This window comes from Micromonospora sp. NPDC051141 (assembly GCF_044455765.1).
Taxonomy (GTDB): Bacteria; Actinomycetota; Actinomycetes; order Mycobacteriales; family Micromonosporaceae; genus Micromonospora.
Genome location: NZ_JBITFD010000004.1, coordinates 252095 through 278021, shown reverse-complemented (window position 1 = coordinate 278021; position 25927 = coordinate 252095). Strand labels below are relative to the sequence as shown.

Genomic DNA, 25927 nt, shown 5'->3' with positions numbered 1-25927 from the left:
CGGGGCCCCTCCTAACGCTCGTCGGCTCAGGACTCGTCGAGGCCGCGCAGCACCAGCGGGAGACGGGTGGCGCCGTCGGTGACCACCCGGACCGGTACGCCCCAGTCCTGCCGGGTCAGGTGGCAGGCGGCGTGCTCGACGTCGGCGTCACAGGTCGCCGCCTGGGCGGTCACCTGCAACACCCCCTGCGTCACGTCCCCGCTGACCACCAGCCGCCGGGACAGGTCGGTGGTCGTGCCCGCGCCCTCGACCAGCAGCTCCGGCGGGGACGCCGAGACCACCAGCCGGGTCGACGGCCCGTACGTGTCGTCGAGCTTCTGCCCCGGCGCCGGCGTGAAGATCACGTCGAGCGTCAGCTCCCCGGCCGCCACGTCCGTCGGCTTGCGCTCCATCCGGTGCCGGGCACCCGCCACCGTGCTCGCGCCGGCCGCCGTCAGCGCGCCGGGCGCCAGCCGGGTCAACCGGTGCGCGGCCGACTCGACCACAAGCACCTCCCCGGCCGGGGTGACCACCAGGTCGCTCGGCTCGGCCAACCCGTCGGCCACGGTCGCGACCTGGCCGGTGGCCGGATCGAAGCGGCGCACCGCGCCGTTGTACGTGTCCGCGACCAGCACCGAGCCGTCCGGGAGCGCGCACACGCCCAGCGGATGCTGGAGCAACGCCTGATCGGCCGGGCCGTCGACGTGCCCGAAGTCGAACAGCCCCTGACCCACGGCGGTGTGCATCTCGCCCGCCTCGACCCAGCGGACCGCGCTGGTCTCGCTGTCGGCGATCCAGAGCCGGGAACCGTCCGCCGAGACGGACAACCCGGACGGTTGGGCCATCCAGACTTCCGGCAGCGGACCGTCGCGCAGCGCCTCGACCGTGGTGCCGGCGTACATGCCGGCGGTCCGCTTGATCGGGTCGAACCACCAGAGCTGGTGGATGCCGGCCATCGCCACGACCACCCGGTCGTCGTACCAGGCCACGTCCCAGGGGGAGGAGAGGTCGACGGCGCGTGCGTCGTGCGCGTGGTCGTCGACCGTCGAGCGCCACTGCCGCCCGGTGCCGGCCACGGTGACCACCTCGCCGGTCTCCAGCCGTACGCCGCGCAGCAGGTGGTTGACCGTGTCCGCGACGACCAGGTCGTAGCCGGCCACCTCGGCCACGTGCGGGGGCAGCAGGCAGAGCCCCTGCGGCTCGGCGAACGTCGCGCCGGCCGCCGGGCCGTCGGTGCGGCCACGGGTGCCCGCGCCGATCCGGCGCACCACGGTCTCCGCGTCCGACGCCAGCTCGACCAGGGAGTGCCGGGCCGAGTCGGAGACCAGAAGGTTGCCACCGTCGAGCGGGACGACCTTGCCGGGGAAGCGCAACGTCGTCTCCGGTTCGGCCGGCGGCACGTACGGGCCCTCGCCCCGGTGCAGCGTGCCCTTCGCCTCGTGCGTGGCGATCAGGTCGTCGACCAGCCGGGCCAGCCCCTCGGCGTGCCCCTCGCCGGCCATGGTGGCCACCACGTAGCCCTCCGGGTCGACCACCGACAGCGTCGGCCACGCCTTCGCCGCGTACTGCTGCCACATGTCCATCTCGGGGTCGTCGAGCACCGGGTGGTGCACGCCGTACCGCTCGACGGCCGCGGCCAGCGCGTCCGGGTCCTTCTCGTGCTCGAACTTCGGCGAGTGCACCCCGATCACGACCAGCACGTCGCCGTACTTCTCTTCGAGTGGGCGCAGCTCGTCCAGCACGTGCAGGCAGTTGATGCAGCAGAAGGTCCAGAAATCCAGCAAAACGATCTTGCCCCGCAGGTCGGCTAGCGTGACGGCTCTGCCGCCGGTGTTCAGCCAGGCCCGGCCCCGCAGTTCGGGGGCGCGTACGCGTGCGCTCATCACCCCATCGTGCCGCATCAACGGGGCACAGTCGGCGCGACGGGGCGGCGGGAGAGGCGTACGTGACACTGGCTCCTTCGGGGAGGCACAGCCGACGCGCCTGCGGGCCAGAGCCCAACCCATGAACCGGTCTGTCAGGCCCGGCGGGATCTCGCCCGAATCCTGGGCCGCGTAGTCGTCGATCGCATTGGCGAGCTGCGCGCCGAGGTGGAAAATCAACCCTTGGCGGTCGCCCGCGAACTTCGCGCGGAGGGCCGTCCGGGCAACCGAGCACGGCCATGGGCTACCGGTGGCGCGGCACGTCCACGCCGGGCGGACCGGCGAGTGATCGTCGGTGGGAAGTTTCATGCGCCCACCTGCGCGGGCGTACGCCGGCTCGGGGCGCGGCGCGCGGAAGACGGGATCGTCGGCGCGGTCAGGAGGCGAACGCCGGCTAGTTTGACGAACAGTTCGCGGCGGGCGACCGCACTCCCGTCCGGCCCGAGTTGGTAGCCGTCCAGCCAGCACCACCCGTCGAACGTCGGCCACTCCAGTGTGCGAATGACGCGGATGGCGATGGGACGGGCGAACTGTGGGGACGCCGCGCGGGTCAGGTGGAGCACGTCGCCAGACCGAAACGGCGCCGAGGTGGACGGGCCGACCGTGCGGCGGGGCGCGGTCACCGCCGCTCCCCGTTGCGCCGGAAGACGGTCGTCGTCGCGGGAGCGGACGACCAGGCGTGCCCGTTCGGCGGGCGCGAGGCCAGCGGCGGGGGCGGGGGAGCGGCGGCCCGGCGGCGCAGCTCAAGGCAGTAGCGCCAGGTCATCAGACCGCACGAACAGCTCAGGCCGGGTGGGGACAGCCGCAGGCGGGGGCGGTGAAAGCGGGAGAGCAGGACGGCAATCCGGTTGAGCTTCGGCCTCTCTCTGGGCACGGCTTCGCCCTCCTTCCATGGGGACCGGGAAGGGATCGCCCCGCGTGGCGCCTGCCCGGCGAGGTGACCCCGGGACTGACACGACCGTCGGGTCTCGGGTTCCTGCCGGTCGCGCCATCCATACAGCACCCTCGCGCGCTGAAGCTGGACGGCTACACCCCGTAGCTATATGTTCTGGAGACGTCATAGACGTTCATCAGGAGGCGAACGTGAACCAGGCGCTACGGGTGGCTCTGGCGGATAGCGGTCAGACCGTTGAAAGCCTCGCCGAGCAGGTCGGGGTAGACCCGAAGACGGTCGCGCGTTGGGTCACACCTGGCCGCATCCCGCACCCTCGGCACCGCGCAGCCGCAGCCGTCGCGCTCGGTCGTGAAGTGGAGGACATTTGGCCGGACGTTTTGAAGCGACGAGAGCCGGCGTGGCTCCAGCCCTGGGTTGAGACGGAGCTTCAGGCGACCGCGCTCCGGTCCTTTCAGGTCGCCGTGGTTCCCGGTCTGCTTCAGACGCCGGAGTATGCGGCGGTGGTGCTGGCTAGCGGCCTGCTGGGGCCGGAGGATGTTGCGGGCTACGTAGAGACGCGGATGAAGCGGCAGGCGGCGGTCCTCGACCGGCGGAACCCGCCGCTTTTCGTTGCGGTGATTGACGAGTTCGCGCTGCGTCGCGGCGATCCAGCCGTCATGCATCCCCAGTTGGACCACCTGGCGATGATGGCGCGGCGGCCGAACGTCCTCGTCCACGTTCTTCCGCTGGACGCGGGCATTCACGCTGGCCAGGCCGGGCCGTTCGTCCTCGCGACAACCGATGACGGTAGCGTTGCTTACCTCGACGATCAGGCCGCAGGACGGCTGACAAATGACACCGCCCCGCTGTGGGCCATCTGGGATACGCTGCGATCGGTGGCACTTCCGCGCCGCCAGACCATCGACTTCCTAGAGGCGCGATCATGGCTGACCTGACCGGCGCACTTTGGCGCAAGAGCATCCGAAGCAGCTCCAACGGGGGCGACTGCGTCGAGGTCGCCGACAATCTTCCCGGCGTCGTCGGCGTGCGGGACTCGAAGGACCCGACCGGCCCGGCGCTCGCCTTTGAGCCGGCTTCCTGGCGGGCGTTCGTCGCCCAGGTCGCCGACCGCGGCTGACACGACCAACGCGAAGCGCCCGTCCCGTGGTGGGGCGGGCGCTTCACGTGAGAGTTACTGGCCGGCCGGCTTCAGGCAGAGCACCCGGTTGGTGCCGCCGCCCTGGAGGACGACAGTGGGCTGGGACAGGTCGGCGCACTTGTCCTTGTTGTCCACCTTCGACACCACGGTGAACGCGCCCTGCTCGCCGCAGTCCGCAGCCACGGCGGTCGTGCCGGTCTGCTTGATGCAGGAACCGACCGCCGGGTCGAAGCCCGCCGGCTTGTCGTCACCGCCGATCTTGCCGAGCAGCGTGAGCAGGCCGAGCGGCACGGCGAGGATCAGCACGGCCGCGATGAGCACCAGGGCCAGCACCCGACCGTTGCGCACCTTCGGCGCGGGCGCCTCGGTCTTCGGCTCGGCGTCCGGCTTGAACGCGTCGAAGCGGCCCTGATCCGAGTCGTCGGCCGGACCCTCCGGGGACCAGGCCGGCGGGGCCTGCGGCGGGAAGGCGGGCGGGAAGCCGCCCGGCTCACCCGCCGGACCCTGGCCCGGTACGGCGACCGAGGCACGCCCACCGGCCGTCGGACCGTACGCGTCCTGCTGGCCGCCCGGACCGCCGAACGGGTCCTGCTGGCCACCCGGACCACCGAACGGGTCCTGACGGCCACCGGGACCGCCGTACACGTCCTGACGGCCACCCGGGCCCCCGAACGCGTCCTGCTGGCCACCCGGACCGCCGAACGGGCTCTGCTGGCCGCCGGGGCCGCCGAAGGAGTCGCGTGAGCCGCCGGGCTGCTCGTCGTCCTGCGGGTGCACCCCGTTGGCGGGGCGGTTGTTGCCGGGCGGGTCCACGAAGGACGGCACACCGACCGGGAAGGGCGGCGGCCCGGCCGGCGAGGACGGCCGGTCGCCGTATCCGCGCGGGTCGTCGTCCGACCGGGACTGCGGCCCGCCGAAGCCGGGGGGACCGTCCTGACCGGGGTAGCCGTGCGGACCGTCGGACCGCGACTGCGGGCCGCCGAAGGCGGGTGCGTCGTCCGGCCGGGAGTGCGGGCCGCCGAAGGCGGGTGCGTCGTCGGAACGCCCCTGCGGCCCGGCGAAGCCGGGTCCGTCGTCGCCGCGGGAGGGGGATCCGAAGCTGTGTCCCTCGTCGCCCCGGGCCGGGGACCCGCCGTAGCCGGGTCCGTCGTAGCCGGGTCCGTCGTCACCACGGGACGGGGACCCGAAGCCGGGGCGGTCGTCCGGTCGGACCTGCGGGCCGGCGAAGGCGGACGGAGCGTCCTGACCGGGGTAGCCGTGCGCGTCGTCCGCCTCCGGGGCGTCCTCGGGCTCCGGTCGGGTCGGCCGGCCGTACACCCGGGGCTGCGGCGTGGACGCGCCGGTCGGATGTGCCGGCTGGTCGGCCGGCGGGGTGACCCGGCTGGCCACCGGGACGGAGGCGCTGGCCGAGACCGGACCGGCGGCACCGGCCTCGGGCGAGGTGCGCGGGCCGGGAAGCACCGGACCGGCCGGCGACTGCGGCTCCTCAGGTGCGGACCGGGCGGCGCCCCAGCCGGCGTCACCGCGCTCCGGCTCGTACGCCTGGGGTGCGCGCTCGGCCGGGCCGAACTGCGCGGCGGGATGATCGGCGGGCGGTGAGGCCGCCAGCGCGGCCCCCGGCACCCGCTGGCTCTGTGCGGGCAGCGGTACCGCGTGGCCGGGTGAGATGCCCGGTGCGGGCGCGGGCTGGTAGACCGGTTCGTCCTCGGCGGGCTGCCAGCCGCGCGACGGCGCCGGCGGCGCCTCGTCGGCGTGGCCCCACGCCTCGGCGGGCGACCAGGGTTCGGCGGACGCCCGCTCGTCCTGGTTGCCGCCCCATCCGGGCCGGGCCGGCTCCTCCGCCGGCCGCTCGGTCTCCCGCTGCTGCGGCCCGGCTGCGGCGCCGCCCCAACCACCGGCCGGTCCCTCGCCGCCACGCTGCGGCAATGCCGGAGCGTGGCGGCCGGCGGCCTGGTCATCGGCGTCACGGTGCGGCATCGCGGGCGCGTCGTTCCAGCCACCGGCCTGGTCGTCGCCGTCGCGCCGAGGCCGGGCGGGGGCGTCGTTCCAGCTCGCGGGGTGGGGCTGACTCGACTCGCCCCAACCGGCCGGCTGCGGGACCTCGGCCGCGCCGGCGGCGCGCCCGCCGGCGGCCCAACCGCCGGAGCGGTCCGGGTCGTCGTCCCGAGTGGAACCGTCCCGGCCGCCCACCCGGTTCTCACCCTGCGGGGCGGGCCAGCCACCGGCTCGGGCCGGTTCGTCGTGCTGCTGCCCGCCGGCCGCCGGCCAACCGCCGGAGCGGTGCGGGTCGTCCTCGGCGCGGGTGGCGCGGCTGTCCTGGTCGGACTGCTCCGGAGTGGACCACGCCTGCTCGGGCCGGACCGCGCCGGGCACGGAGACCTTGGCGGCGGCCCGGGCGGTCGGCTCGGGCGGAGGCCAGGTGGCCCCGCTCTGCTGGCCGGGCGGAACCCAGGCCGGCTGGGTGTCGCGCGGGGCCCAGCCGCCGGACCGGTCGTCCGGCTGCGCCCCGGGCTGCTCGTCGCGGCGGCTCCAGCCGCCGGAGCGGCTCGGGTCGTCCGGCTGGGCGGCGGGCTGCTCGTCGCGGCGGTTCCAGCCGCCGGAGCGGTTCGGGTCGTCCGGCTGGGCGGCGGTGCCGACGGCCCAGCCTCCGGCGTGGCCGGCGTCGTCACCCTGCTGCGCGGCAGGGGTGAACCCGCCGGAGCGGTGCGGGTCGTCCGAGCCGGCGGGGGTGACCCAGGACTCGTTCGGCACGGTGGCCGGCGCCGGGACGTAGCCGGTGCCCCGCGCGCCCGTCTCGGGCTGCGCCCAGGCGGGCTGCTCACCGGCGGTGCCGCGGACGGGACGGTGCTGCTCGGCGGCCCAGGCGGGCGGCGCCGGCTCGGCGGGACCGCCCGACGTCGGGGCCCAGGCCGGCGGCGCCGGCTCGCCGGCGGCGTCCGGACGGGCCGACTCGCCCGGCCCCCACGCGGGAGCACCCGGACCGGAGCCGGCCCAGGCCGGTGCGCCCTGCTCGGGGCCACGCTCGCCGGAGGCGGCCCAGGCCGGTGCGCCCTGCTCGGAGGCGGCCCAGGCGGGCTGTGCGCCCCGGCCGCCCGACTCGGCGGGCGGGGGCACCTGGGCGGTGGCGCGACCGGTGACGTGCTGGCCGGCGGGCGGGGCCCAGGCGGGCGGCTGGCCGTCGGCCGCGGCCCAGGCCGGAGCCGGCGGGGCGGGCCGACCGGCCGGCGGGGGCGGGGCCCAACCGAGGTCGGGCGTGCCGTTGTACCCGTTGTCCTGCTGCGCCGGCTGGTCGCCGTACGGCACCGGTCCGCCGGTGCCCGGCGACACCTCGCCCGGCTCCTGGCCGGGGTGGTGCGGAGCCTCGGACGTCATGGGTGCTCCTCCTCCATCACAGGTCGACCGCCGATGCCGGCCGGGGACCGTCGGCATGGCTGCCGGCGTCGCCGGCGGGGTACCGGCCGTGCGGGCTCCCCGCACCGTATCCGGTGGCCGCCCGCGGACGCTCGGGGGAGCATCGGCCGTCACCGAAAGTCACCGGTCGACGTCGATGAGTTTCACTCTCCACGTCGGTCCGGAGCAGCCGGTTGGCGACCGTGCCAACCGTACCGGGCGGTGCGGCGGGGTGGAATCCCGGTGCCGGACGACATGGAAACGCCGAAGACCCGCCCGGGGTGCCGGGCGGGTCTTCTCCACTGGAGGAGTGCGGAACGTCGGTGGCGTCAGCTCATGTGACGCTGGGCGATGGCGAGAAGCTCTGCGCGGACCGCGGGCGAGTTGGCGGAACGCAGGGCGTGCTCGATGGCACGGGCCCGGCGGTTGGCGTCGCGGCGGGTGCGGATTCGCTCGATCATGCTCATCTTGGGTCTCTCCTCCTGGCTATTCGGTTGTCAGCCCTTGATGTCTCTATTTAACCGCACCGCACGCATGATCGCCATCGATTACAAGGTGAGCTGAGCCACCTGCCTAAGGATCGTAGGCATCCTCATCGCCGAGCCGAAGATTCCTTCATCAACGGCAACGGCCGGTGTGCCGGGCGTTCACCCGTGGCACACCGGCCGTTGCCGGAGCGGTGGTACGTCAGGTCCAGGCGAGCAGCGCCGCCTCCGGATCGGCCAGGAAGTCCCCGATGTCGCGCAGGAACTTGGACCCCAGCTCACCGTCGATGATCCGGTGGTCGAAGGACAGGCCGAGCGTGGTGACCAGCCGGGCCTTCACCTTGCCCTTGTGCACCCACGGCTGCTCGCGTACCGCGCCGAAGGCGAGGATCGCCGACTCGCCCGGGGGCAGGATCGGCGTACCGGTGTCGACGCCGAAGACGCCGACGTTGGTGATGGTGAGCGTGCCGCCGGACATGTCCGCCGGGGACGTCTTCCCCGACTTCGCGGTCTGCACCAGCGCCGTCATCGCGTCCGCCAGCTCACGCAGTGTCAGCCGGCCGGCGTCCTTGATGTTCGGCACGATCAGGCCGCGCTCGGTGGCCGCCGCGATGCCCAGGTTGACGGACTCCTTGACCACGATCTCGTCGCCGGCCCAGGTCGAGTTGACCATCGGGTACCGCTTGACCGCCAGCAGCACCGCCTTGGCGACCAGCAGCAGCGGGGAGACCCGCACGTCGCGCCACTCGCGCCGCTCGCGGAGCCGGTCCAGCGCCTTCATCGCCCGGGTCACGTCGACGGTCAGGAACTCCGTCACGTGCGGGGCGGTGAACGCCGAGCGGGCCATGTTCTCCGCGGTGAGCTTGCGTACCCCCTTGACCGGGATGCGCTGCTCGCGGTCCGCGCCGAAGCTCGCGGCCGACGCGGCCGACGTCGCCGGCGCGGTGACCGTCAGCGGCTCGGCCGCCGCCGGGGTCCCACTCGCCGCCCGCTGTACGTCCTCGCGGGTGATCGAGCCGAGCGGACCGGAACCGGTCAGCGCCGCCAGGTCGACCCCGAGGTCCTTGGCGAGCTTGCGGACCGGCGGCTTGGCCAGCACCGGGCCGCCACCCGCCCGGCCGTTGCTGTTCAGCGCGGGCGTCGGTGCCACCGGGGCCGGAGCCGGGGCGGCCTGAACCGGGGTGACCGGTGCCGGAACCGCCTGCGCCGGAGCGGGCTGGACCGGGGCGGCGCCCTTGCGCGGGCGGCGCTTGGCCGGCGCGTTGCGCGGACCGTAGCCGACCAGCACGGCGGTACGCCCACCCGGCGCCACGCCACCGATCAGGCCCGGCTCGACCATGCCCTCCTCGGGCGCCACCTCGACGGCGGCCAGTGAGGCCGCCGACGGGGTGGGCAGCTCGGCGGTGGGCGTGCCGGTCGTCGACTGCTCCACCGGCCCGGCGCCCGGGTCGGTGTCGATCGCGATGATCGGCACGCCGACCTCGACCGTCGAACCCTCCGGGTGGAAGATCGCCTGCACCCGGCCGGCCCACTTCGCCGGGATCTCGACCGCCGCCTTCGCGGTCTCCACCTCGACGATCGGCTGGTTCAGCTCGATGTCGTCGCCCACCTTGACCAGCCAGGCGAGGATCTCGCCCTCGGTCAGGCCCTCGCCCAGGTCGGGCAGGTTGAACTCCTTGATCCGGGACATGCCGCTCACCAGCCGAAGGTGCGGTCGACGGCGTCGAGCACCCGGTCGAGGTCCGGCAGGTACTCCTCCTCCACCCGGGCGGCCGGGTAGGGGACGTCGAAGCCGGTCACCCGCAGCACCGGGGACTCCAGGGAGTAGAAGCACTCCTCGGTGATCCGGGCCGCGATCTCCGACCCGAGGCCCAGGTTGCCCGGCGCCTCGTGCACGACCACGCAGCGGCCGGTGCGCTTCACCGACTCGTACGCGGCGGTCAGGTCCAGCGGCGACAGCGTCCGCAGGTCGATGACCTCCAGCTCCCGGCCGTCCTCGGCGGCGGCGGTGGCCGCGTCCAGCGCGGTGCGCACCATCGGGCCGTACGCCAGCACGGTGGCGTCCGTGCCCGGCCGGGCGACCCGCGCGCTGTGCAGCGGGTACGCGTCGGTGAGCGGGGCGTCCAGGTCGACCGGACCCTTCTCCCAGTAGCGCCGCTTCGGCTCCAGGAACACGATCGGGTCGTCCGACGCGATGGCCTGCTGGATCATCACGTACGCGTCCTGCGGGTTCGCGCAGGTGACCACCTTGAGACCGGCGGTGTGCGCGAAGTACGCCTCGGGCGACTCCGAGTGGTGCTCGACCGCGCCGATGCCGCCGCCGTAGGGGATCCGGATGACCATCGGGATCCGCACCTTGCCCTGCGAGCGGTAGTGCATCTTCGCCACCTGCGACACGATCTGGTCGTACGCGGGGTAGACGAAGCCGTCGAACTGGATCTCGCAGACCGGCCGGAAGCCGCGGATGGCCAGGCCGACCGCGGTGCCGATGATGCCGGACTCGGCCAGCGGGGTGTCGATCACCCGCTGGTCGCCGAAGTCCTTCTGGAGGCCGTCGGTGATCCGGAACACGCCGCCGAGCTTGCCGACGTCCTCGCCCATGATGACGACCTTCTGGTCGTTCTCCAGGGCCCGTCGCAGACCGGTGTTGAGTGCCTTGCCGAGCGTGAGCGTCTCCGTGGCCATCAGTGCGCGCTCCCCTCGAACGACTCCATGTACTGCGAGAACCGGGCCCGCTGCTCGTCCAGCTCCGGGGAGCCGTGCGGGTAGACGTGGTCGAACATGCTGACCGGCTGCGGGTCCGGCATGTTGAGCACCCGCTCCCGCAGGTGCACCGACTCGGCACGGGCCTGCTCGTCGATCTCGGTGAAGAACGACTCGTCGACGATCTGCTGCTTGAGCAGGAACGCCTTCATCCGGGCGATCGGGTCCTTGGCCTGCCAGGCCTCGACCTCGCTGGCGATCCGGTAGCGCGTCGGGTCGTCCGAGGTGGTGTGCGCGCCCATCCGGTAGGTGTACGCCTCGATCAGGGACGGGCCCTGGCCGCTGCGCGCGGTGTCCAGCGCGTGCCGGGTCACCGCGTACGAGGCGAGCACGTCGTTGCCGTCCACCCGGACGCCGGGGAAGCCGAAACCGCCCGCCCGCCGGTACAGCGGGACGCGGGTCTGCCGCTCCAGTGGTTCGGAGATGGCGTACTGGTTGTTCTGGCAGAAGAAGACCAACGGCGCGTTGAACACGCTGGCCCAGACGAACGACTCGTTGACGTCGCCCTGGCTGGTGGCGCCGTCACCGAAGTAGGCGATCACCGCCTCGCCGTCCTCGCCGCCGGTCTTGCCGTCCATCGCGACGCCCATGGCGTACCCGGTCGCGTGCAGGGTCTGCGCCCCGATGACGATCGTGTACATGTTGAACTTGAACTCGTTCGGGTCCCAGCCGCCCTGGTCGACGCCGCGGAACAGGCCGAGCGGCATGATCGGGTCGATGCCGCGGCAGTAGAGGACGCCGTGCTCCCGATAGGTCGGGAACGCCATGTCCTGCGCGCGCAGCGCCCGGCCGGAGCCCACCTGCGCGGCCTCCTGGCCCAGCAGGCTCGCCCACAGGCCCAGCTCGCCCTGGCGTTGCAGGGCGGTCGCCTCGGCGTCGAGCTTGCGGACCAGCACGAGGTCGCGGTAGAGCCCGCGGTACTCCTCGTCGGTGAAGTCGACGCGGTACTCGGTCCCGTCCGGGCCGAGCGCGGTCTCGATCCGCTCGCCTTCCGGCGTGAGCAGCTGTACGAGTTCCGGTTCGCCGGTCGCGGCGGCGCGCCTGGTACGGGGTGCGGCCCGCTTGCTGCGGGTGGCGGCCCCGGGGTCGCCCTTTGCCATCGGTCTCTCCCTGTCTGTCTGCGCCGCCGGGGGTGACCCGAGCCGCGCACCTCGTGCGCCCGCCCGGCTGCTGCCGGGTCGGTCCCTGGCGACCGCGCCTAGCCCCGGTGAGGGTTGCCGCGCGGCGTGAGCCGGGGTCCGTCGGGGGACCCAGGCCCGGGAGCGCCGGCGCCGTTCCGCACCAGCCGCGGGGTGCGCGGAGGTAGCGGCTGCGTTGCCGTCGTGCCTGAATGATTGCAGAGGAGGTGAGCGGGCCCACAGTATGGCCTCCCCCGTCGGTGAGCTTCCATCGGCTTCGCGACGGATGAGGGCTTTTGTCCCGACAGGTGACGGGCCCTCGGCGGACAAAATGTGTGTCGACACGCGGTTGCGGCTGGTGAACTGACTGTCACTCGGTCAAGCTGACGATGAGCGCTCACGCGGCTTTTGTCCGGATATTCGGGCGTGCTGTTCCGTTCCGTCGACGCGTACGAGGAGTGTGCCGGTGTCCGAACCAGAGGGTCCTCCCGGTGCCCCCTTCCTGGGCCGGCACCGGGCCCTGCCCGCCGCCCGCTACCGACGGGTGGTCGGCGCGCACCGCGCCCCCGGCGCCGGTGGCCCGAGCCGCGGCTACCTGCTGACCGTCGCGCTGCTCGCCGGCACCGCCTCGATGCCGATCCTGGCCGCGATCAGCACCGGCTCGGCGACCGTGGGGAACAGCGCCCTGCCCGACGCCGGCACGCCGTTCATCCCGACTCCCTCGGTCGGGCCGGTGGTCATCCCGCTGCCCCGGACCACCCCGGCCCCGGTGCTGACGGCGTCCACGCCCGCGGTCGACGCCGTCACCACCACCGCGCCGCCGCGACCGGTGTTCCCGGCCGCCCCGATCCCGCCCGACACGGGCGATCTCGGCTCCGCGCGTCGGTCCCGGCCGGCCACCGCGCCGGTGGCCCCGCCCGAACCGCCCCGGTCCACACCGGCCCGGCCGCCCCGGCCGTCGCCGGTGCCCTCGCCCACGCCCTCGCCCACGCCCTCGGCGTCCGACCCGGCGCAGGATCCGGTCCCGGTGCCCGAGCCCACCACCACCACCTCATCCGCGCCCACCCCCGAGCCGACCGGCACCTCGTCCGAGCCGACCTCGGAGCCGTCGTCCGGGCCGACCGTCGGGCCGACCTCGGAGCCGTCGTCCGGGCCGACCTCGGAGCCGTCGTCCGGGCCGACCGCCGAGCCGTCGTCGTCCGGGCCGACCGCCGAGCCGTCGTCGTCCGGGCCGACCGCCGAGCCGTCGTCGTCCGGGCCGACCACCGAGCCGTCGTCGTCCGGGCCGACCTCGGCGCCGACCTCCGGGCCCACGACGGAGCCGAGCCAGGGGCCGTTGCCGAGTGGCGAGCCGGAAAGGCTCAGGCGGGGTCGTCGGTGAGGCGGTGCCGGTTCGCCTCGATCCAGGCGTCCAGCGCCGCCGGGTCGTCCGGGTCCACCCCGTCCGCCATCAACTGCGCCACCGCCGCGGTGGCCGCGCTGCGCCGCTCACCAGTGCTGTAGAGCCGGGCGAACTCGGGGACCATCTCGGTGATCGCCTCGTCCGTCCGGGCGGTCGCGGGTGGCGCCAGCCCACGCTGTCGGCCCGCGTACGCCGCCCAGGCCCGCAACACCCGGGGCAGCATCGCGGCGTCGTCCATGTCCAGCACGGCACGACGGTGCACCCAGTCGAGCAGGAACAGTTCGGCGACCATCGGACTCCACCGCATCGGGTCGGCGTCCGGGAAGCTCGCCGCGTGATCCAGCAGCAGACCCAGGCAGAAGTGCAGCGAGGCCAGTTCGCCGTCGGCCACCTCGGGCAGGCCGAAACGGGCCGCCTCGGGCGAGTCGAGGAAGGCGCGTACCAGCCTGGTCCGCTCCTCGTCGGTGGCCGGCGGCACGACCGCCGGACCGGTCGGCGGTCGTGGGCCGGGCAGGGCCGCCAGGCGGGCGCCCACCAGGGCCCGGTCGGTGGCGAGCGAACCCTGGGCGGGCAGCTCGCCGAGATCGTCGGTGACCGCGAGGTGCCGGCCCACCTCCGCGTGCATCCGGGCCGGATCCTCGGCACGGAACCAGGTCAGCTCGTCCTCGGTGCAGATCTCCCGGGCCTGCTCGACGATCCGGGCCGCCGGACCGCCGACGAACACGTCCTTGGTGATGCCGATGTTGTGGTCGACGAGGGCCACCAGGGCGTGCTCCGGCCCGCCGTGCTCCTCGTCCTCGTACGCGAACGTGGCCAGGTAGGAGGTCTGGTCGCCGTACACGTCGCCGTACGCCCAGGTGCCGGTGAGGCGCACCCGGCCGAGCTGGCCGGCCCACGCCGGGGCGTACGCGCCGGGCCGGACCCGGGCGGCGCCCTCGGCGTCCGGCACCAGGGCGGCGAAGACGGCGCGGATGGTGGTCGCGGCGGCGCTGCGCCGGCGTGACGTGGCGGCGAGGAAACCGGCCACGAACTCGTGGACGGCTCGCTGTCGGTCGTGCTCCGCGACGGCGTAGACGCTGCCCAGCAATGCGGCGCCGAGCATCTCCGCGTCCAGGGCGGAGTCGAGCCTCGTCACGTCGCGCGCGGCGTGCAGCACCGCGTCGTAGGGGGTCTGTGGCGTGGCCATGCATCGACCCTACGCCGCGCCGACGGCCGTCACACCGCTCCGCGCACCCGATTCAGCGCCGGCCGGCCTCGTGCAGCGCGTCCCGTGCCGCGCCGTACCGCGCCAGCAACGCCCAGACCGGATCCAGCACGTACTTCTCGCCGACGCTGCCGACCGAGGTGAGCAGGCGCTGCTCGGCCCGGTCGCGGGCCCGCCGGGCCGCCCACCCGACCACCGGCCGGGTCAGCGCCGCCACCAGCAGCCCGGCCAGCAGGCCGCCGAGCAGCAGCACGGTGGGCCAGGGCACCTCGCCGAGCTTCGGGTGTTCCAGCGGTGGCAGGCCGAGGAAGCGCAGCGCGTACCCCAGGAGCAGCCAGACCAGGCCGCCCACCGCCGCGAGCGTGACCAGCCACTGGATCCCGCCGACCACCCGCCACCAGGCCGGCCGCCGGTTCATGCCGAGGTCGGTGGCGGCGACCGCGTGGTCGAGCGCGCCCGGCAGCTCGGCCAGCCGGGACCGGGCCGCCGCGGTCACCGCGGTCGGCCACGGCGCCGGCAGGTCGGCGCCGGACCGGTCGGCCACCGCCCGGATGGCCAGGTTCAGCGCCGAGCGCTGCGCGGCGGTCGGATCGGGTACGGAGGTGGCCGAGATCAGGCTCTCGGCCGGCGCGTCCGGGTCCCGCCCCGGCAGGTGCAACCGGCGCAGCGGATCCGGGCGCAGCTTCCGCCAGCTCCGCACCAGCGGCCAGCCGGTGCTGCTCACCGCCCGGTGCCGGTACGCGCCCTGGACCGCCTGCGCCACGGTCGGCACGCCGGCCGCCCCGGCCAGTGCCCGGGTGAGTTCCCGGGCCGAGGCGTCACCCGGCCGGGTGCGTGGCGGCTCCGGCCCGACCAACGGTTCGAGGTCGGTCACCACGGCGTCCACGTCGCCGGAGAGCCGGCGCAGCGCGGCCTGCCGCTCGGCGACCGTCTTCTCCAGCTCGGCCCGCAGCCCGGCCAGCCCGGCCGGGTCCGTGGCCACGGTGGGCAGCACCGGCACCCCGCCCAGCCCGTCGGCGTCGAGCAGCCGGCGCAGGTCGTCGAGGACGGTGGGCAGCGCGGTCGGGTGCAACCGGTCGGCCTGGTTGAGCACCACCACGGTCACGTCCTTGTGCCGGTGGAACTCGCGCAGGTAGCCGGTGTGGATCACGCGGTCGGCGTACTTCTGCGGGTCGACCACCCAGACCACCAGGTCGACCAGGCCGAGCAGCCGGTCGACCTCCAGCCGGTGGTGGTGCTGCACCGAGTCGAAGTCGGGCAGGTCCAGCAGGACCAGGCCGTGCAGGTTGGACTCGTCGTCGCCGTCCAGCGGGCTCTCCCGGACGAACCGGTGCCGGGGCAGCACCCCGACCCAGTCGAGCAGGCGCACCGCGCCGTCGAGCGGGCCCCACACGCAGGCGTGGGCCACTCCGGTGGTCGGCCGGCGCACGCCGACCGGGGAGAGGTCCATCCGGGCCAGCGCGTTGAACAGGCTCGACTTTCCGCTGCCGGTGGCGCCGGCGAGCGCGACCACGGTGTGCCGGCCGGAGAGGGCGAGCCGGTCGCCGGCCCGCTCGACCACGGTGTGCGCGGCCACCAGTTGGGCGTCCGGCACCTGGCCGTCCACCGCGCCGAGGAACCGCTGGACCGCCTGGAGGCGCGCGATCAGGACGTCCGGGTCGATCCGCTGGTCGGTGCGGAACGCCTCGCGCATCCGTCCCACGAGGTTCGTCATGATGCCGTCCTTGTCCGCGACTGCGGGGCTCGCAGGCCCGGCTCGCTCCTCGCGCTCACGGGGTCGTCCTTGGTCGCGACTGCGGGGCTCGCAACACCGGCTCACTCCTCGCGCTCACGGGTGGTGGCGTCCGTCCTGGTCGGTGGCGGCGGGCGACGGGGCGCCGTCGGCGGTGGTGAGGCCGCTGCGGTGCCGGGCCCGCTCGACCGTCACCGCCGCCTGGCGCAACGCCGCACCGGCGTCGGTGGCCGGGCGGGCGGCCTCGGTGCGGGCCAGGAAGCGGGCGGCCTCCTCGGTGAGCAGCGCGCCGACCCGGTCGAGCAGGTCCACCCGCGCCTTGCGGGACAGGTTACGCACCGCCTGGTCGCCGAAGATGGCCTGGAGCACGGTCTGCCCGGCGACCGCGGTGCCGGTGCCGGCGGCGACCTCCAGGCCGGTCGGAATGAACGCGGTGGAGGCGAAGACGCCGATCATGACGGCCAGGCCGGTGGCGTTGACCGCGTACGCCGCCGTGCGGGCCACGAACCGCCGGTCACCGCCCTCGACGCGGACCAGTTCCAGCACCGCTCGCTGCCAGTCGCGGACCAGTTGCTCGCCGCGCGCCGGCAGGTCGGCCGACGCGTACGCCAGCTCCGGTTCGAGCAGCGCCGCGCCGGCCGGGTGCGCCTTCCAGCCGGTGTACGCGTTCTCGGCCGCCTCGGCGGCCACCCCGCGCAGCAGCGTGACCAGTTGGGACTCGATCGCGGTCCGCAGCTCCGCCGCCGGGGCGGGCCGACCGGTGACCGCCGCGACCATCCGGTCCCGCAGCCGGCCGATCCGCGCCTCCAGGCTGCGGAAGAACTCGCCGGTGCCGACGAACTCCTGCCAGCGGGCCAGCACCTCGCCCCGGAGCAGCCGGCCGTCCCGCAGCCCCTGGTCGACGGTGCGCTCGGCACCCCGGTAGGCGGCCCGGACCCGTTCGTCGAGCGCCTCGGCGGCGGTCATCTGCTCGTCGGCGGCGTCGGCCAACCCCTCGACCACCGGATGCAGGGCGGCCAGCGCGCCGTCGAGCGTCTGCCGGACCACCGCCGAGCGGGCCTCCGCGTCGCCGGCGAGCCGGGCGAACCAGCCGCTCAGCGGCGCGGTCATCCGGTCCGGCAGCAGGCCCTGCCCGTCCACCCAGGTCTCCGGCAGCACGAACAGCGGCGCGGCGCCCAGATCCTGGGAGGCGAGCATCTCGGACAGGTGGGCGGCGATCTCGTCGGCCGCCTCGGGCGGAACCCGGTCGAGCACCATGGCGACGGCGGTGCCCCGGGCCCGGGCGCTGCGCAGCAGCTCCCAGGGCACGGCGTCGGCGTAGCGCGCGGCGGTGGTGACGAACAACCACAGGTCGGCGGCGGCGAGCAGTTGCCCGGCGAGCGCCCGGTTGGCGTCCACCACCGAGTCGATGTCGGGGGCGTCGAGGAAGGCCAGCCCGGCCGGCAGCGCCGGGGCGGTGACCAGTTGGAGGGTGCCCGGGTGCTCGCTCGGCTCGGTGGTGCGGGTCAGGCCGGGCAGCAGCTCGCCCTGGCGGAACCAGGCGGCGTCGGCCGGATTGCAGACCAGCACCGGGGACCGGGTGGTGGGCCGGAGCACCCCGGCCGCGCTGACCCGCGCCTGGACCAGGCTGTTGACGAGCGTCGACTTGCCGGCGCCGGTCGAGCCGCCGACCACCACGAGCAGTGGGGCGTCGAGTCGGGCCAACCTCGGCAGCAGGTAGTCGTCGAGCTGGTCGGTGAGGCTCCGGGCGGCGTGCCGGGCCGACTCGGCCGAGGGCAGGGCGAGTGGGAAGCGAGCGGCGTCGATCGCGGCCCGCAGCTCGGTGAGCGCGGCGGACAGGCCCGCCGTGGCCTCGGCGGGCTGGTCGTCGCCGGTGGGGGTTCCGGTGCGGGCTGCGACGGCGGGCGCGCCGGCACGGGTGGCGGAATCGCCATGCGTCGTCACCGCTAAAGCGTGCCCGACCGACGCAAGGTAAGACAACCGGACGGTAATAACGGTCAGGTTGCGTCGAGTCGACTCAACCTCGACTTGCGGTTTGCCGATCGCGTGGCACTATTGAGTCAAGTTCACTCAACTTGTGGCGCGGCTGCCTTCCGGGCGACCCCGCCGGGCAGGCCAACCGACCTGCTCACCCGTTATGAAGCGAGGAAGCGAACATGGCACGTGCGGTCGGCATCGACCTCGGCACGACGAACTCCTGCGTCAGCGTTCTCGAGGGCGGTGAGCCCACCGTCATCGCCAACGCTGAGGGCTCGCGTACGACTCCCTCGATCGTCGCGTTCGCCCGCAACGGCGAGGTGCTCGTCGGTGAGGTCGCCAAGCGCCAGGCGGTGACCAACCCCGACCGGACCATCCGCTCGGTCAAGCGGGAGATCGGCACCAACTGGACCGTCGACATCGACGGCAAGAAGTACACCCCGCAGGAGATCTCCGCGCGGACGCTGATGAAGCTCAAGCGGGACGCCGAGGCGTACCTGGGCGAGCAGATCGCCGACGCGGTGATCACCGTCCCGGCCTACTTCAACGACGGGCAGCGCCAGGCCACCAAGGAGGCCGGTGAGATCGCCGGCTTCAACGTGCTGCGGATCGTGAACGAGCCGACCGCGGCCGCCCTGGCGTACGGCCTGGACAAGGGCTCCAAGGAGCAGACCGTCCTGGTCTTCGACCTCGGTGGCGGCACGTTCGACGTGTCCCTGCTGGAGCTGGCCGAGGGCGTCGTCGAGGTGAAGTCGACGAGCGGTGACAACCAGCTCGGCGGCGACGACTGGGACCAGCGGATCATCGACCACCTGGTCAAGACGTTCCGCGGCGAGCACGGCATCGACCTCTCGCAGGACAAGATGGCCATGCAGCGGCTCAAGGAGGCGGCCGAGAAGGCCAAGATCGAGCTGTCCGCGGCCACCACCAGCAACATCAACCTGCCGTACATCACCGCCGGCTCGGCCGGCCCGCTGCACCTCGACGTGACGCTGAGCCGCGCCGAGTTCCAGCGCATGACGCAGGACCTGCTGGACCGCTGCAAGGGCCCGTTCGAGCAGGCCGTCAAGGACGCCGGGATCAAGGTCTCCGACGTCGACCACGTCATCCTGGTCGGCGGCTCGACCCGGATGCCGGCCGTCACCGACCTGGTCAAGCAGCTCACCGGCCGCGACCCGAACAAGGGCGTCAACCCGGACGAGGTCGTCGCCGTCGGCGCCGCGCTCCAGGCCGGCGTGCTCAAGGGCGAGGTCAAGGACGTCCTGCTGCTCGACGTGACGCCGCTGAGCCTCGGCATCGAGACCAAGGGCGGCATCTTCACCAAGCTCATCGAGCGCAACACCACCATCCCGACCAAGCGCTCCGAGGTCTTCACCACGGCCGACGACAACCAGCCGTCGGTGCTGATCCAGGTGTTCCAGGGCGAGCGGGAGATCGCGGCCTACAACAAGAAGCTCGGCACGTTCGAGCTGACCGGCCTCCCGCCGGCGCCGCGCGGCGTGCCGCAGATCGAGGTCACGTTCGACATCGACGCCAACGGCATCGTCAACGTCCACGCCAAGGACCTGGGCACCGGCAAGGAACAGAAGATGACGATCACCGGTGGCTCCTCGCTGCCGAAGGACGACATCGAGCGCATGCGCCGGGACGCCGAGGAGCACGCGGACGAGGACAAGCGCCGCCGCGAGGAGGCGGAGACCCGCAACGTCGCCGAGGCGCTCCAGTGGCAGACCGAGAAGTTCCTCGCCGAGAGCGGCGACAAGCTGCCGGCCGAGAACCGGGACCAGCTCAACGAGGCGCTCGGCGAGCTGCGCAGCGCCCTCGGCGGGCAGGACATCGAGAAGATCAAGGCCGCGCACGAGAAGCTGGCGCAGGTCTCCCAGCAGGCCGGCTCGCTGCTCTACGCGCAGCAGCAGGAGGGTGAGCCGGGCGCTCCCGGTGCGGGTGCGGCCGGGCCGGGCGCCGGCGCGGGTGCGACCGGCGGTCCGCAGGCCGGCGGCGCCGACGACGTGGTCGACGCGGAGATTGTGGACGAGGACAAGAAGTGACAGTCGGTCCCCGGCACGATCCGCACCGCAGAGGGATGAGGTGACCGCATGACGGACACGCCACGAGCGGCCGACCCGGGTTCCACCGGGTCGGCGCCGGGTGGCTCCGCGGGCGCCGGCAAGGACGCCGGCGACGAGCCGCGGGTCGTCATCCGCGACAAGCGCAAGCTCGGCAAGGTGACCGAGGAGCCGGCGAACGACCCGTCCGCCGCCGACGCCGCCGCCGACGCGCCCGCCGAAGGGCTGGTCGAGGAGGCCGAGGTCGTGGTCGACGAGATCGGCGGCGACGCCGACGTCGCCGGGCCCCCCGTGGTCGACGCGCCGGCCGAGCCGAGCGACGAGACCGGCAAGGCGCCGCTCGGCGCCGAGCTGGAGTCGCTCCGCTCCGACCTGGAGGAGCGCACCCGCGACCTCCAGCGGGTGTCGGCGGAGTACGCCAACTACCGCAAGCGGGTCGACCGCGACCGCAACCTGGTCCAGGAGCAGGCGACCGGCGGGGTGCTCACCGCGCTCCTGCCGATCCTCGACGACCTGGACCGGGCCCGCGAGCACGGCGACCTGGTGGGTCCGTTCGGCAGTGTGGCCGACCAGCTCACCGCCGCGCTGGGCAAGTTCGGCCTGACCGCGTTCGGTGAGCAGGGTGACCCGTTCGACCCGACCCGGCACGAGGCGGTGGCGCACCAGACCTCCGCCGACGTGACGGAGCCGACCTGCGTGCAGGTCATGCGCCGGGGTTACCAACTCGGCGAGCGCCTGCTGCGGCCGGCCCTGGTCGCGGTCGCGGACCCGGAGTAGTGCCGACCCGTGACGTCCCGCCCGCCCGCACCGGGCGGGCGGGACGACCGGGATTCGACCCGTGGAAGGGGGTGGACCGGTGAGTTCCAAGGACTGGATCGAGAAGGACTACTACGCCGCGTTGGGCGTGGACAAGTCCGCCTCCTCGGACGAGATCAAGAAGTCGTACCGGAAGCTGGCCCGGGAGTCGCATCCGGACCACAACCCCGGTGATGCCGGGGCCGAGGAGCGGTTCAAGACCGTCTCCGAGGCGTACGCGGTGCTCGGCGACGAGAAGAAGCGTCGCGAGTACGACGAGATGCGGTCGCTCTTCGGCTCGGGCGCGTTCCGGCGCGGCGCCCGTGGCGCGGGCCAGTCCGGGGGCGCGCCGTTCGACGTCTCCGACCTGTTCGGCGGCGGCGGTGCCGGCGGTGGTGGCGACGCCCGGTTCGGCGGCGGCGGCTTCACCGACCTGTTCAGCACGATCTTCTCCGGTGGCGGCGCCGGCGGCGGGGCACGCCCGCGCGGTCCGGCCCGGGGCCGGGACGTCGAGGCCGAGGTGGCGCTGGACTTCTCCGACGCCGTCCGCGGCGTCACGCTGCCGCTGACCCTGCGCGCACCGGGGGTCTGCGACACCTGCCACGGCAACGGCGCGAAGCCGGGCACCACGCCGCTGGCCTGCCCGGTCTGCCACGGCGCCGGCGTGACCACCCGTAACCAGGGGTCGTTCAGCTTCTCCGAGCCGTGCCGCAACTGCCAGGGCGTCGGCACGATCGTCGAGGAGAAGTGCCCGGAGTGCCACGGCACCGGCGGGGTCACCAAGACCCGCACGCTGACCGTGCGCTTCCCGGCCGGGGTGGCCGACGGCCAGCGGATCCGGCTGGCCGGTCGCGGCGAACCCGGCGACCGGGGCGGCCCGGCCGGCGATCTGTTCGTGCACGTGAAGGTGCGCCCGGACGAGCTGTTCGGACGCACCGGGGACGACCTGACCCTGAACGTCCCGATCACGTACGCCGAGGCGGTGCTCGGCACCGACCTGCGGGTCCCGACCCTGGACGGCACGGTGACGTTGCGGGTGCCACCGGGTACCCCCGCCGGGCGGGTGCTGCGGGCCCGTGGCAAGGGCGTCGTACGCAACGACGGCCGCGCCGGTGACCTGCTGGTCACGCTCGACGTGGTGGTCCCGGCGAAGGTGTCGGACGAGGCGCGGGCGGCGCTGGAGACCTTCGCGGCACAGACCCCGCCCGCCGCGCGGGAACATCTCGACGCGCGGGTACGTCGATTCAGTTGACGGCGGCAGCGGAGGTGAGCGGGCATGTCGGAGGAGTACGTCGGCTCGGGTGACCCGGCCTACGAAGCCAAGATTCTGATGATCTCGGTGGCGGCGCGGATGGCGGGCATGCACCCCCAGACGCTGCGCCAGTACGACCGGCTGGGCCTGGTGCAGCCCGGCCGGGCGGCCGGCGGCGGTCGCCGGTACAGCGTCCGGGACGTGGTGCTGCTGCGCGAGGTGCAGCGGCTCAGTCAGGACGACGGGATCAACCTGGCCGGGGTCAAGCGGATCATCGGGCTGGAGCGGCTGCTGGAGGAGGCGCAGCAGCGGGTGGCCCGGCTGGAGGCGGAGCTGGACGCCGCGTATCGGCGGATCGCCGAGCTGGAGTCGCTGGGTGGCTTCCCCCGCGGCGACCTGGTCCCCACCAACCGCACCTCCACCGCGCTCGTGGTCTGGCGTCCCCGCCGTACCCCCGATCGCTGACACCTGCTGCTCGCGCTCGCCCGAGGGCCGGCCCGCTCCCCGCTGTTACCGGGGCCGGGCCGGCCTTCCGTCGTCTCTTCCGTTGCCCCCATGGCTGCAGAGCAAGTGGGTGGAACGCCATGGGTGTCTCCGGGCCACGGACGGATCCATGGCGTGCCACCGGCGCCGGCCGGAGGTTGCGGAAGTGGGAGTGCGGCGGAGTGGATTCCACTAGGCTTCCGATCAGGGATGAACGCCCTGAAACGGAATCCGGGCTGGCGGGGGGAGCCATGGCGGAACCGGCGAAGAAAGTGGCGGAACGCGCGGAGGAACGCCTCGAGAAGGTGGCCGAGAACGTCAAGGAGCGGTTCGACCGGGTCACCGAGGGCCGCTTCAGCGACAAGGTCAAGGAAGGGCGCTTCGCCGACCAGACCGACCACGGAGTGGACCGGGCCAGGGACGACGAACGGCGCAAGAAGCAGGGCGGATCGACCTGACCGATCCGTCGACGTGCGGGCCGGGACCCACGGGGGGTCCCGGCCCGTTCGCGTACGCCGTCGCCCGGCGAGCCGAGCTAGAGGCGGCGGTTCTCGCGCACCAGGCCGCCCTCGCACCAGTCGCGGTAGACGAAGAGATCCGGGCGGGCGAGCAGCACCCGGCTGTTGTGCGCCCAGTTCCGCATCAGGTCGTCGCCGGTCCGTTCGGCCTGCTCGACGAGCTTGCGGAAGCGGCGTTTCGGGTGTGCGCGGAAGTTCGTCCGGATGCCGTCGGCGGCGTAGATGTAGAGGCAGTGCAGCGCGAACCGGCGGGCCGGGCAGGACCGGTCCATGGCCAGGTCGAACAGCGTCTGCACCAGGTGGTCACCGGCGACCAGCAGGTCCCAGTCCGGTGGCATGGAGGCCAGTGGCACCGAGTCCGGTTGGTACGCCCAGGCCCGCAGCTCGGCGGGCGAGGGGTCGACCGGGTTGGCGAAGCCGTGGAACGTCTCTTCCCGCACGTTCACCGGCCGACCTTCCGCTGACGCTGGCGGGGGCTCCGGCCACCCGCGGACCCTGGCTGCTGGGGCGACACGTTAACGCGCTTCGGCGGAGCAGTGGTAGACCTTCCCGGAATCAATTTGACAACCGTTGGCCGGGCCGGACCGGCTGAGCAGCCGATCAGGCCCGGCCACGGGTCAGTCGCCCACCGGCACCGTGACCGGTCGGGCGGCGGCGGCGCGTCGGCGCAGCCACTGCTTGAACCAGGTGGTGTCCGGCAGCCGGGCGAGCAGCGGGCCGGTCACCACCGTGATCAGCACGTACGCGGTGGCGAGCGCGGCCAGCTTCGGCTCCACCGGGTAGACGGCCGACACGGCCAGCCCGGCGATGACGATGGAGAACTCACCGCGCGGGGTGAGCGCCAGGCCGGCCCGCCAGCGTCCGGGCTCGGCGATCCCGGCCCGGCGGGCGGCCAGGTAGCCGGTGGCCACCTTCGTCGCCATGGTCACCACGGCCAGCAGCAGCGCGGGCAGCAGCACCGGCGGCATGTCCAGCGGGTTGGTGACCAGCCCGAAGAACACGAAGAAGACCGCGGCGAAGAGGTCCCGCAGCGGTGACAGCAGTTGCGTGGCGTGGTGCGCGACCGGCCCGGACAGCGCGATGCCGACCAGGAACGCGCCGACCGCGGCGGAGACCTGGAGCTTGGCCGCGATGCCGGCGACCAACAGGGTCAGGCCGAGCACGCCGAGCAGCAGCGCCTCCGGATCCTTGGCGGAGAGCGCGGCGGAGATCAGGTGCCCGTACCGGATCGCCACGGCCAGCACGACGACCACGGTGAACACCGCGATGGCGAGCGCGAGGCCGCCCTTCATCAGGCCGACCCCGGCGAGCAGCGCGGTGACCAGCGGCAGGTAGAGCGCCATCGCCAGGTCCTCGATCACCAGGACGGAGAGGATCACCGGCGTCTCCCGGTTACCGACCCGGCCCAGGTCGCCGAGCACCTTGGCGATCACGCCCGAGGACGACACCCAGGTGACGCCGGCGAGCACCACGGCGGCGACCCAGCCCCAGCCGAGCAGCAGCGCGAACGCGAAGCCGGGCAGCGCGTTGAACACCGCGTCGATGAGCCCGGCGGGCGCGGCCGAGCGAAGGTTGCCGACCAGTTCGTTCGCGCTGTACTCCAGCCCGAGCATGACCAGCAGCAGGATCACGCCGATCTCCGCGCCGACGGCGAAGAACTCCTCGCTGGCGTTGAGCGGCAGCAGGCCGCCGTGCCCGAAGGCGAGGCCGGCGAGCAGGTAGAGCGGGATGGGCGAGACGCCGACGCGACGGCTGAGCCGGCCGAGCAGGCCGAGCAGGAGCAGCAGCGCGCCGACCTCGACGAGCAGGATTTGGGTTTCGTGCATACGCGTCAGCCGTCCGGGTCGGTCTCGGCGAGGATGGAGGTGACGCCGTCGAGCCCCTGTCGGGTGCCGACCACGACGACCACGTCGCCGGATTCGAACCGGAAGGTGGGGTCGGGCGAGACGTTCACCTCGCCCTGACGCAGCACGGCCACGATGGACGCGCTGGTCCGGGTGCGGGCCTTCGTGTCGCCGAGCCGCCGACCGACGTACTTCGAGCCGGCCGGGATCACGATCTGCTCGGTCAGCAGCCCGGCGGCCTGCTCGCGCAGCCCGGAGAGCTGACCCAGCATCAGCGACGCGCCGAGGATGTCGGCCAGCGCCTCCGCCTCGTCGTCGGTCAGCGGTATGTCGTGCTGACAGGAGTCGGGATCGTCCGGGTCGTAGAGGACCAGGTCGCGGCGGCCATTGCGATGGGAGACCACGCCGAGCCGGCGACCGGATTCCGTCATCAGGTCATGACGTACGCCGATTCCCGGTAAGGCGGTCTGTTCGACACGTACTCGCACGCCGGTGAGGCTACCTCTGCCGGGCCCATGCTGCTCCCGGGGCCGAGCCGCCACCCGGATGCTCATGGAATCAGGAGGCGTTGCCGCGGGAGGTGACATAGGTGCCCTTGCCCTCTCTCGGGTGGCGGCCGTGGTCGGCACGGCTGGTCGCGCGGCCAGTCGTGCCGGCTCCCGCTCATCTCCGTAGGCCCGGAAGAAGGGGAACATGATGACCGGGCGATTTGTGATCCATCTGCCGGTGCGGGCGTCCGACCTGGCCCGGGCGAAAATGCTCGGCCGCACGGCTGGCCGGTCGCTGGGGTTCCTCGCGGCGGTGGAGTTGGGCGGGATCACCGTCTCGGCCGAAGACGACCAGGGCGTACGCCACTGGGTGTTCTGCGACCGCAAGCTCGACGGCGGCCGGCGCTGCGTGCTGCGCGCCGACCACGTGACGGCCTGCACCACGCGTCTCCCCGGCCGCCGCGGTCGCTGACGAC

General features: G+C 73.7%; 22 protein-coding genes and 1 pseudogene. 8 read left to right on the top strand and 15 right to left on the bottom strand.

Annotated elements, in window-relative coordinates:
- Positions 1–26 precede the first annotated feature (26 nt).
- The 3 genes from ACIA6B_RS09590 to ACIA6B_RS09580 all read right to left on the bottom strand — a co-directional run bounded on the left by ACIA6B_RS09590 (position 27) and on the right by ACIA6B_RS09580 (position 2775).
- Entirely contained in the window at positions 27–1862 is a 1836-nt protein-coding gene (locus tag ACIA6B_RS09590) for an NHL domain-containing thioredoxin family protein (RefSeq protein ID WP_396772309.1), read from the bottom strand.
- Between the two features lie 344 nt (positions 1863–2206).
- Positions 2207–2524, bottom strand: coding sequence for a hypothetical protein (locus ACIA6B_RS09585; RefSeq protein WP_396772308.1), 318 nt, complete (start codon positions 2522–2524; stop codon positions 2207–2209).
- Positions 2521–2775, bottom strand: coding sequence for a hypothetical protein (locus ACIA6B_RS09580; RefSeq protein ID WP_396772307.1), 255 nt, complete (start codon positions 2773–2775; stop codon positions 2521–2523). The genes ACIA6B_RS09585 and ACIA6B_RS09580 overlap by 4 nt, the downstream gene beginning before the upstream one ends.
- A gap of 209 nt (positions 2776–2984) precedes the next feature.
- Between ACIA6B_RS09580 and ACIA6B_RS09575 the strand changes: the two genes are divergently transcribed.
- Both ACIA6B_RS09575 and ACIA6B_RS09570 read left to right on the top strand, forming a co-directional pair.
- The gene (locus ACIA6B_RS09575) at positions 2985–3731 is read left to right on the top strand and encodes a Scr1 family TA system antitoxin-like transcriptional regulator (RefSeq protein ID WP_396772306.1); all 747 of its coding nucleotides are present in this window, start codon (positions 2985–2987) and stop codon (positions 3729–3731) included.
- On the top strand, positions 3719–3913 hold the full coding sequence (locus ACIA6B_RS09570; protein WP_396772305.1) for a DUF397 domain-containing protein: 195 nt from the start codon (positions 3719–3721) through the stop codon (positions 3911–3913). The genes ACIA6B_RS09575 and ACIA6B_RS09570 overlap by 13 nt, the downstream gene beginning before the upstream one ends.
- Before the next feature lie 54 nt (positions 3914–3967).
- Here the strand turns inward: ACIA6B_RS09570 and ACIA6B_RS09565 are convergent.
- The 9 genes and pseudogenes from ACIA6B_RS09565 to ACIA6B_RS09525 form a co-directional block, all read right to left on the bottom strand.
- Positions 3968–4489, bottom strand: a pseudogene (locus ACIA6B_RS09565) (hypothetical protein); the annotation flags it as partial.
- A gap of 3164 nt (positions 4490–7653) precedes the next feature.
- Positions 7654–7791 carry a hypothetical protein gene (locus ACIA6B_RS09560; protein WP_199199845.1) on the bottom strand — a complete coding sequence of 46 codons (138 nt, stop codon included), beginning with the start codon at positions 7789–7791 and terminating at the stop codon, positions 7654–7656.
- 220 nt (positions 7792–8011) lie between these two features.
- On the bottom strand, positions 8012–9508 hold the full coding sequence (locus ACIA6B_RS09555) for a dihydrolipoamide acetyltransferase family protein (RefSeq protein WP_396772304.1): 1497 nt from the start codon (positions 9506–9508) through the stop codon (positions 8012–8014).
- Positions 9505–10494, bottom strand: coding sequence for an alpha-ketoacid dehydrogenase subunit beta (locus tag ACIA6B_RS09550; protein ID WP_396772303.1), 990 nt, complete (start codon positions 10492–10494; stop codon positions 9505–9507). Before ACIA6B_RS09550 ends, ACIA6B_RS09555 begins: the two co-directional genes overlap by 4 nt.
- Entirely contained in the window at positions 10494–11672 is a 1179-nt protein-coding gene (pdhA, locus tag ACIA6B_RS09545; RefSeq protein ID WP_396772302.1) for a pyruvate dehydrogenase (acetyl-transferring) E1 component subunit alpha, read from the bottom strand. Before pdhA ends, ACIA6B_RS09550 begins: the two co-directional genes overlap by 1 nt.
- Before the next feature lie 609 nt (positions 11673–12281).
- Complete coding sequence (locus ACIA6B_RS09540) at positions 12282–13004, bottom strand: hypothetical protein (protein WP_396772301.1); 723 nt, start codon at positions 13002–13004, stop codon at positions 12282–12284.
- A gap of 47 nt (positions 13005–13051) precedes the next feature.
- On the bottom strand, positions 13052–14278 hold the full coding sequence (locus ACIA6B_RS09535; protein WP_396772300.1) for a hypothetical protein: 1227 nt from the start codon (positions 14276–14278) through the stop codon (positions 13052–13054).
- 52 nt (positions 14279–14330) lie between these two features.
- Positions 14331–16010, bottom strand: coding sequence for a GTPase (locus ACIA6B_RS09530; protein WP_396772299.1), 1680 nt, complete (start codon positions 16008–16010; stop codon positions 14331–14333).
- A gap of 114 nt (positions 16011–16124) precedes the next feature.
- Entirely contained in the window at positions 16125–17972 is a 1848-nt protein-coding gene (locus ACIA6B_RS09525) for an ABC transporter (protein ID WP_396772298.1), read from the bottom strand.
- A gap of 212 nt (positions 17973–18184) precedes the next feature.
- Here ACIA6B_RS09525 and dnaK point away from each other — a divergent pair, with 212 nt between their 5' ends.
- The 5 genes from dnaK (at position 18185) to ACIA6B_RS09500 (ending at position 23059) form a co-directional block, all read left to right on the top strand.
- Positions 18185–20053 (top strand): molecular chaperone DnaK, encoded by a 1869-nt coding sequence (dnaK, locus tag ACIA6B_RS09520; protein WP_107158225.1) that lies wholly within the window; start codon positions 18185–18187, stop codon positions 20051–20053.
- 48 nt (positions 20054–20101) lie between these two features.
- Positions 20102–20848, top strand: a complete 747-nt coding sequence (grpE, locus tag ACIA6B_RS09515) for a nucleotide exchange factor GrpE (protein WP_281933660.1) — start codon at positions 20102–20104, stop codon at positions 20846–20848.
- 79 nt (positions 20849–20927) lie between these two features.
- Positions 20928–22118, top strand: coding sequence for a molecular chaperone DnaJ (gene dnaJ / locus ACIA6B_RS09510; RefSeq protein ID WP_396772297.1), 1191 nt, complete (start codon positions 20928–20930; stop codon positions 22116–22118).
- A gap of 24 nt (positions 22119–22142) precedes the next feature.
- Entirely contained in the window at positions 22143–22583 is a 441-nt protein-coding gene (locus tag ACIA6B_RS09505; protein WP_107158228.1) for a heat shock protein transcriptional repressor HspR, read from the top strand.
- Positions 22584–22852: 269 nt separating this feature from the next.
- Positions 22853–23059 carry a hypothetical protein gene (locus tag ACIA6B_RS09500; RefSeq protein ID WP_107158247.1) on the top strand — a complete coding sequence of 69 codons (207 nt, stop codon included), beginning with the start codon at positions 22853–22855 and terminating at the stop codon, positions 23057–23059.
- 77 nt (positions 23060–23136) lie between these two features.
- Here ACIA6B_RS09500 and ACIA6B_RS09495 read toward each other — a convergent pair whose 3' ends face one another.
- From ACIA6B_RS09495 to ACIA6B_RS09485, 3 genes are all read right to left on the bottom strand, one after another.
- Positions 23137–23565 carry a hypothetical protein gene (locus ACIA6B_RS09495; RefSeq protein ID WP_107158229.1) on the bottom strand — a complete coding sequence of 143 codons (429 nt, stop codon included), beginning with the start codon at positions 23563–23565 and terminating at the stop codon, positions 23137–23139.
- A 171-nt stretch (positions 23566–23736) separates the two neighbouring features.
- Positions 23737–24945, bottom strand: a complete 1209-nt coding sequence (locus ACIA6B_RS09490) for a cation:proton antiporter (RefSeq protein WP_396772296.1) — start codon at positions 24943–24945, stop codon at positions 23737–23739.
- A 5-nt stretch (positions 24946–24950) separates the two neighbouring features.
- Complete coding sequence (locus ACIA6B_RS09485) at positions 24951–25451, bottom strand: cation:proton antiporter regulatory subunit (RefSeq protein ID WP_107158231.1); 501 nt, start codon at positions 25449–25451, stop codon at positions 24951–24953.
- A gap of 208 nt (positions 25452–25659) precedes the next feature.
- On the opposite strand from ACIA6B_RS09485, the gene ACIA6B_RS09480 reads away from it, so the two are divergent.
- Positions 25660–25923 carry a hypothetical protein gene (locus ACIA6B_RS09480; protein WP_396772295.1) on the top strand — a complete coding sequence of 88 codons (264 nt, stop codon included), beginning with the start codon at positions 25660–25662 and terminating at the stop codon, positions 25921–25923.
- The last annotated feature ends 4 nt before the right edge of the window (positions 25924–25927 follow it).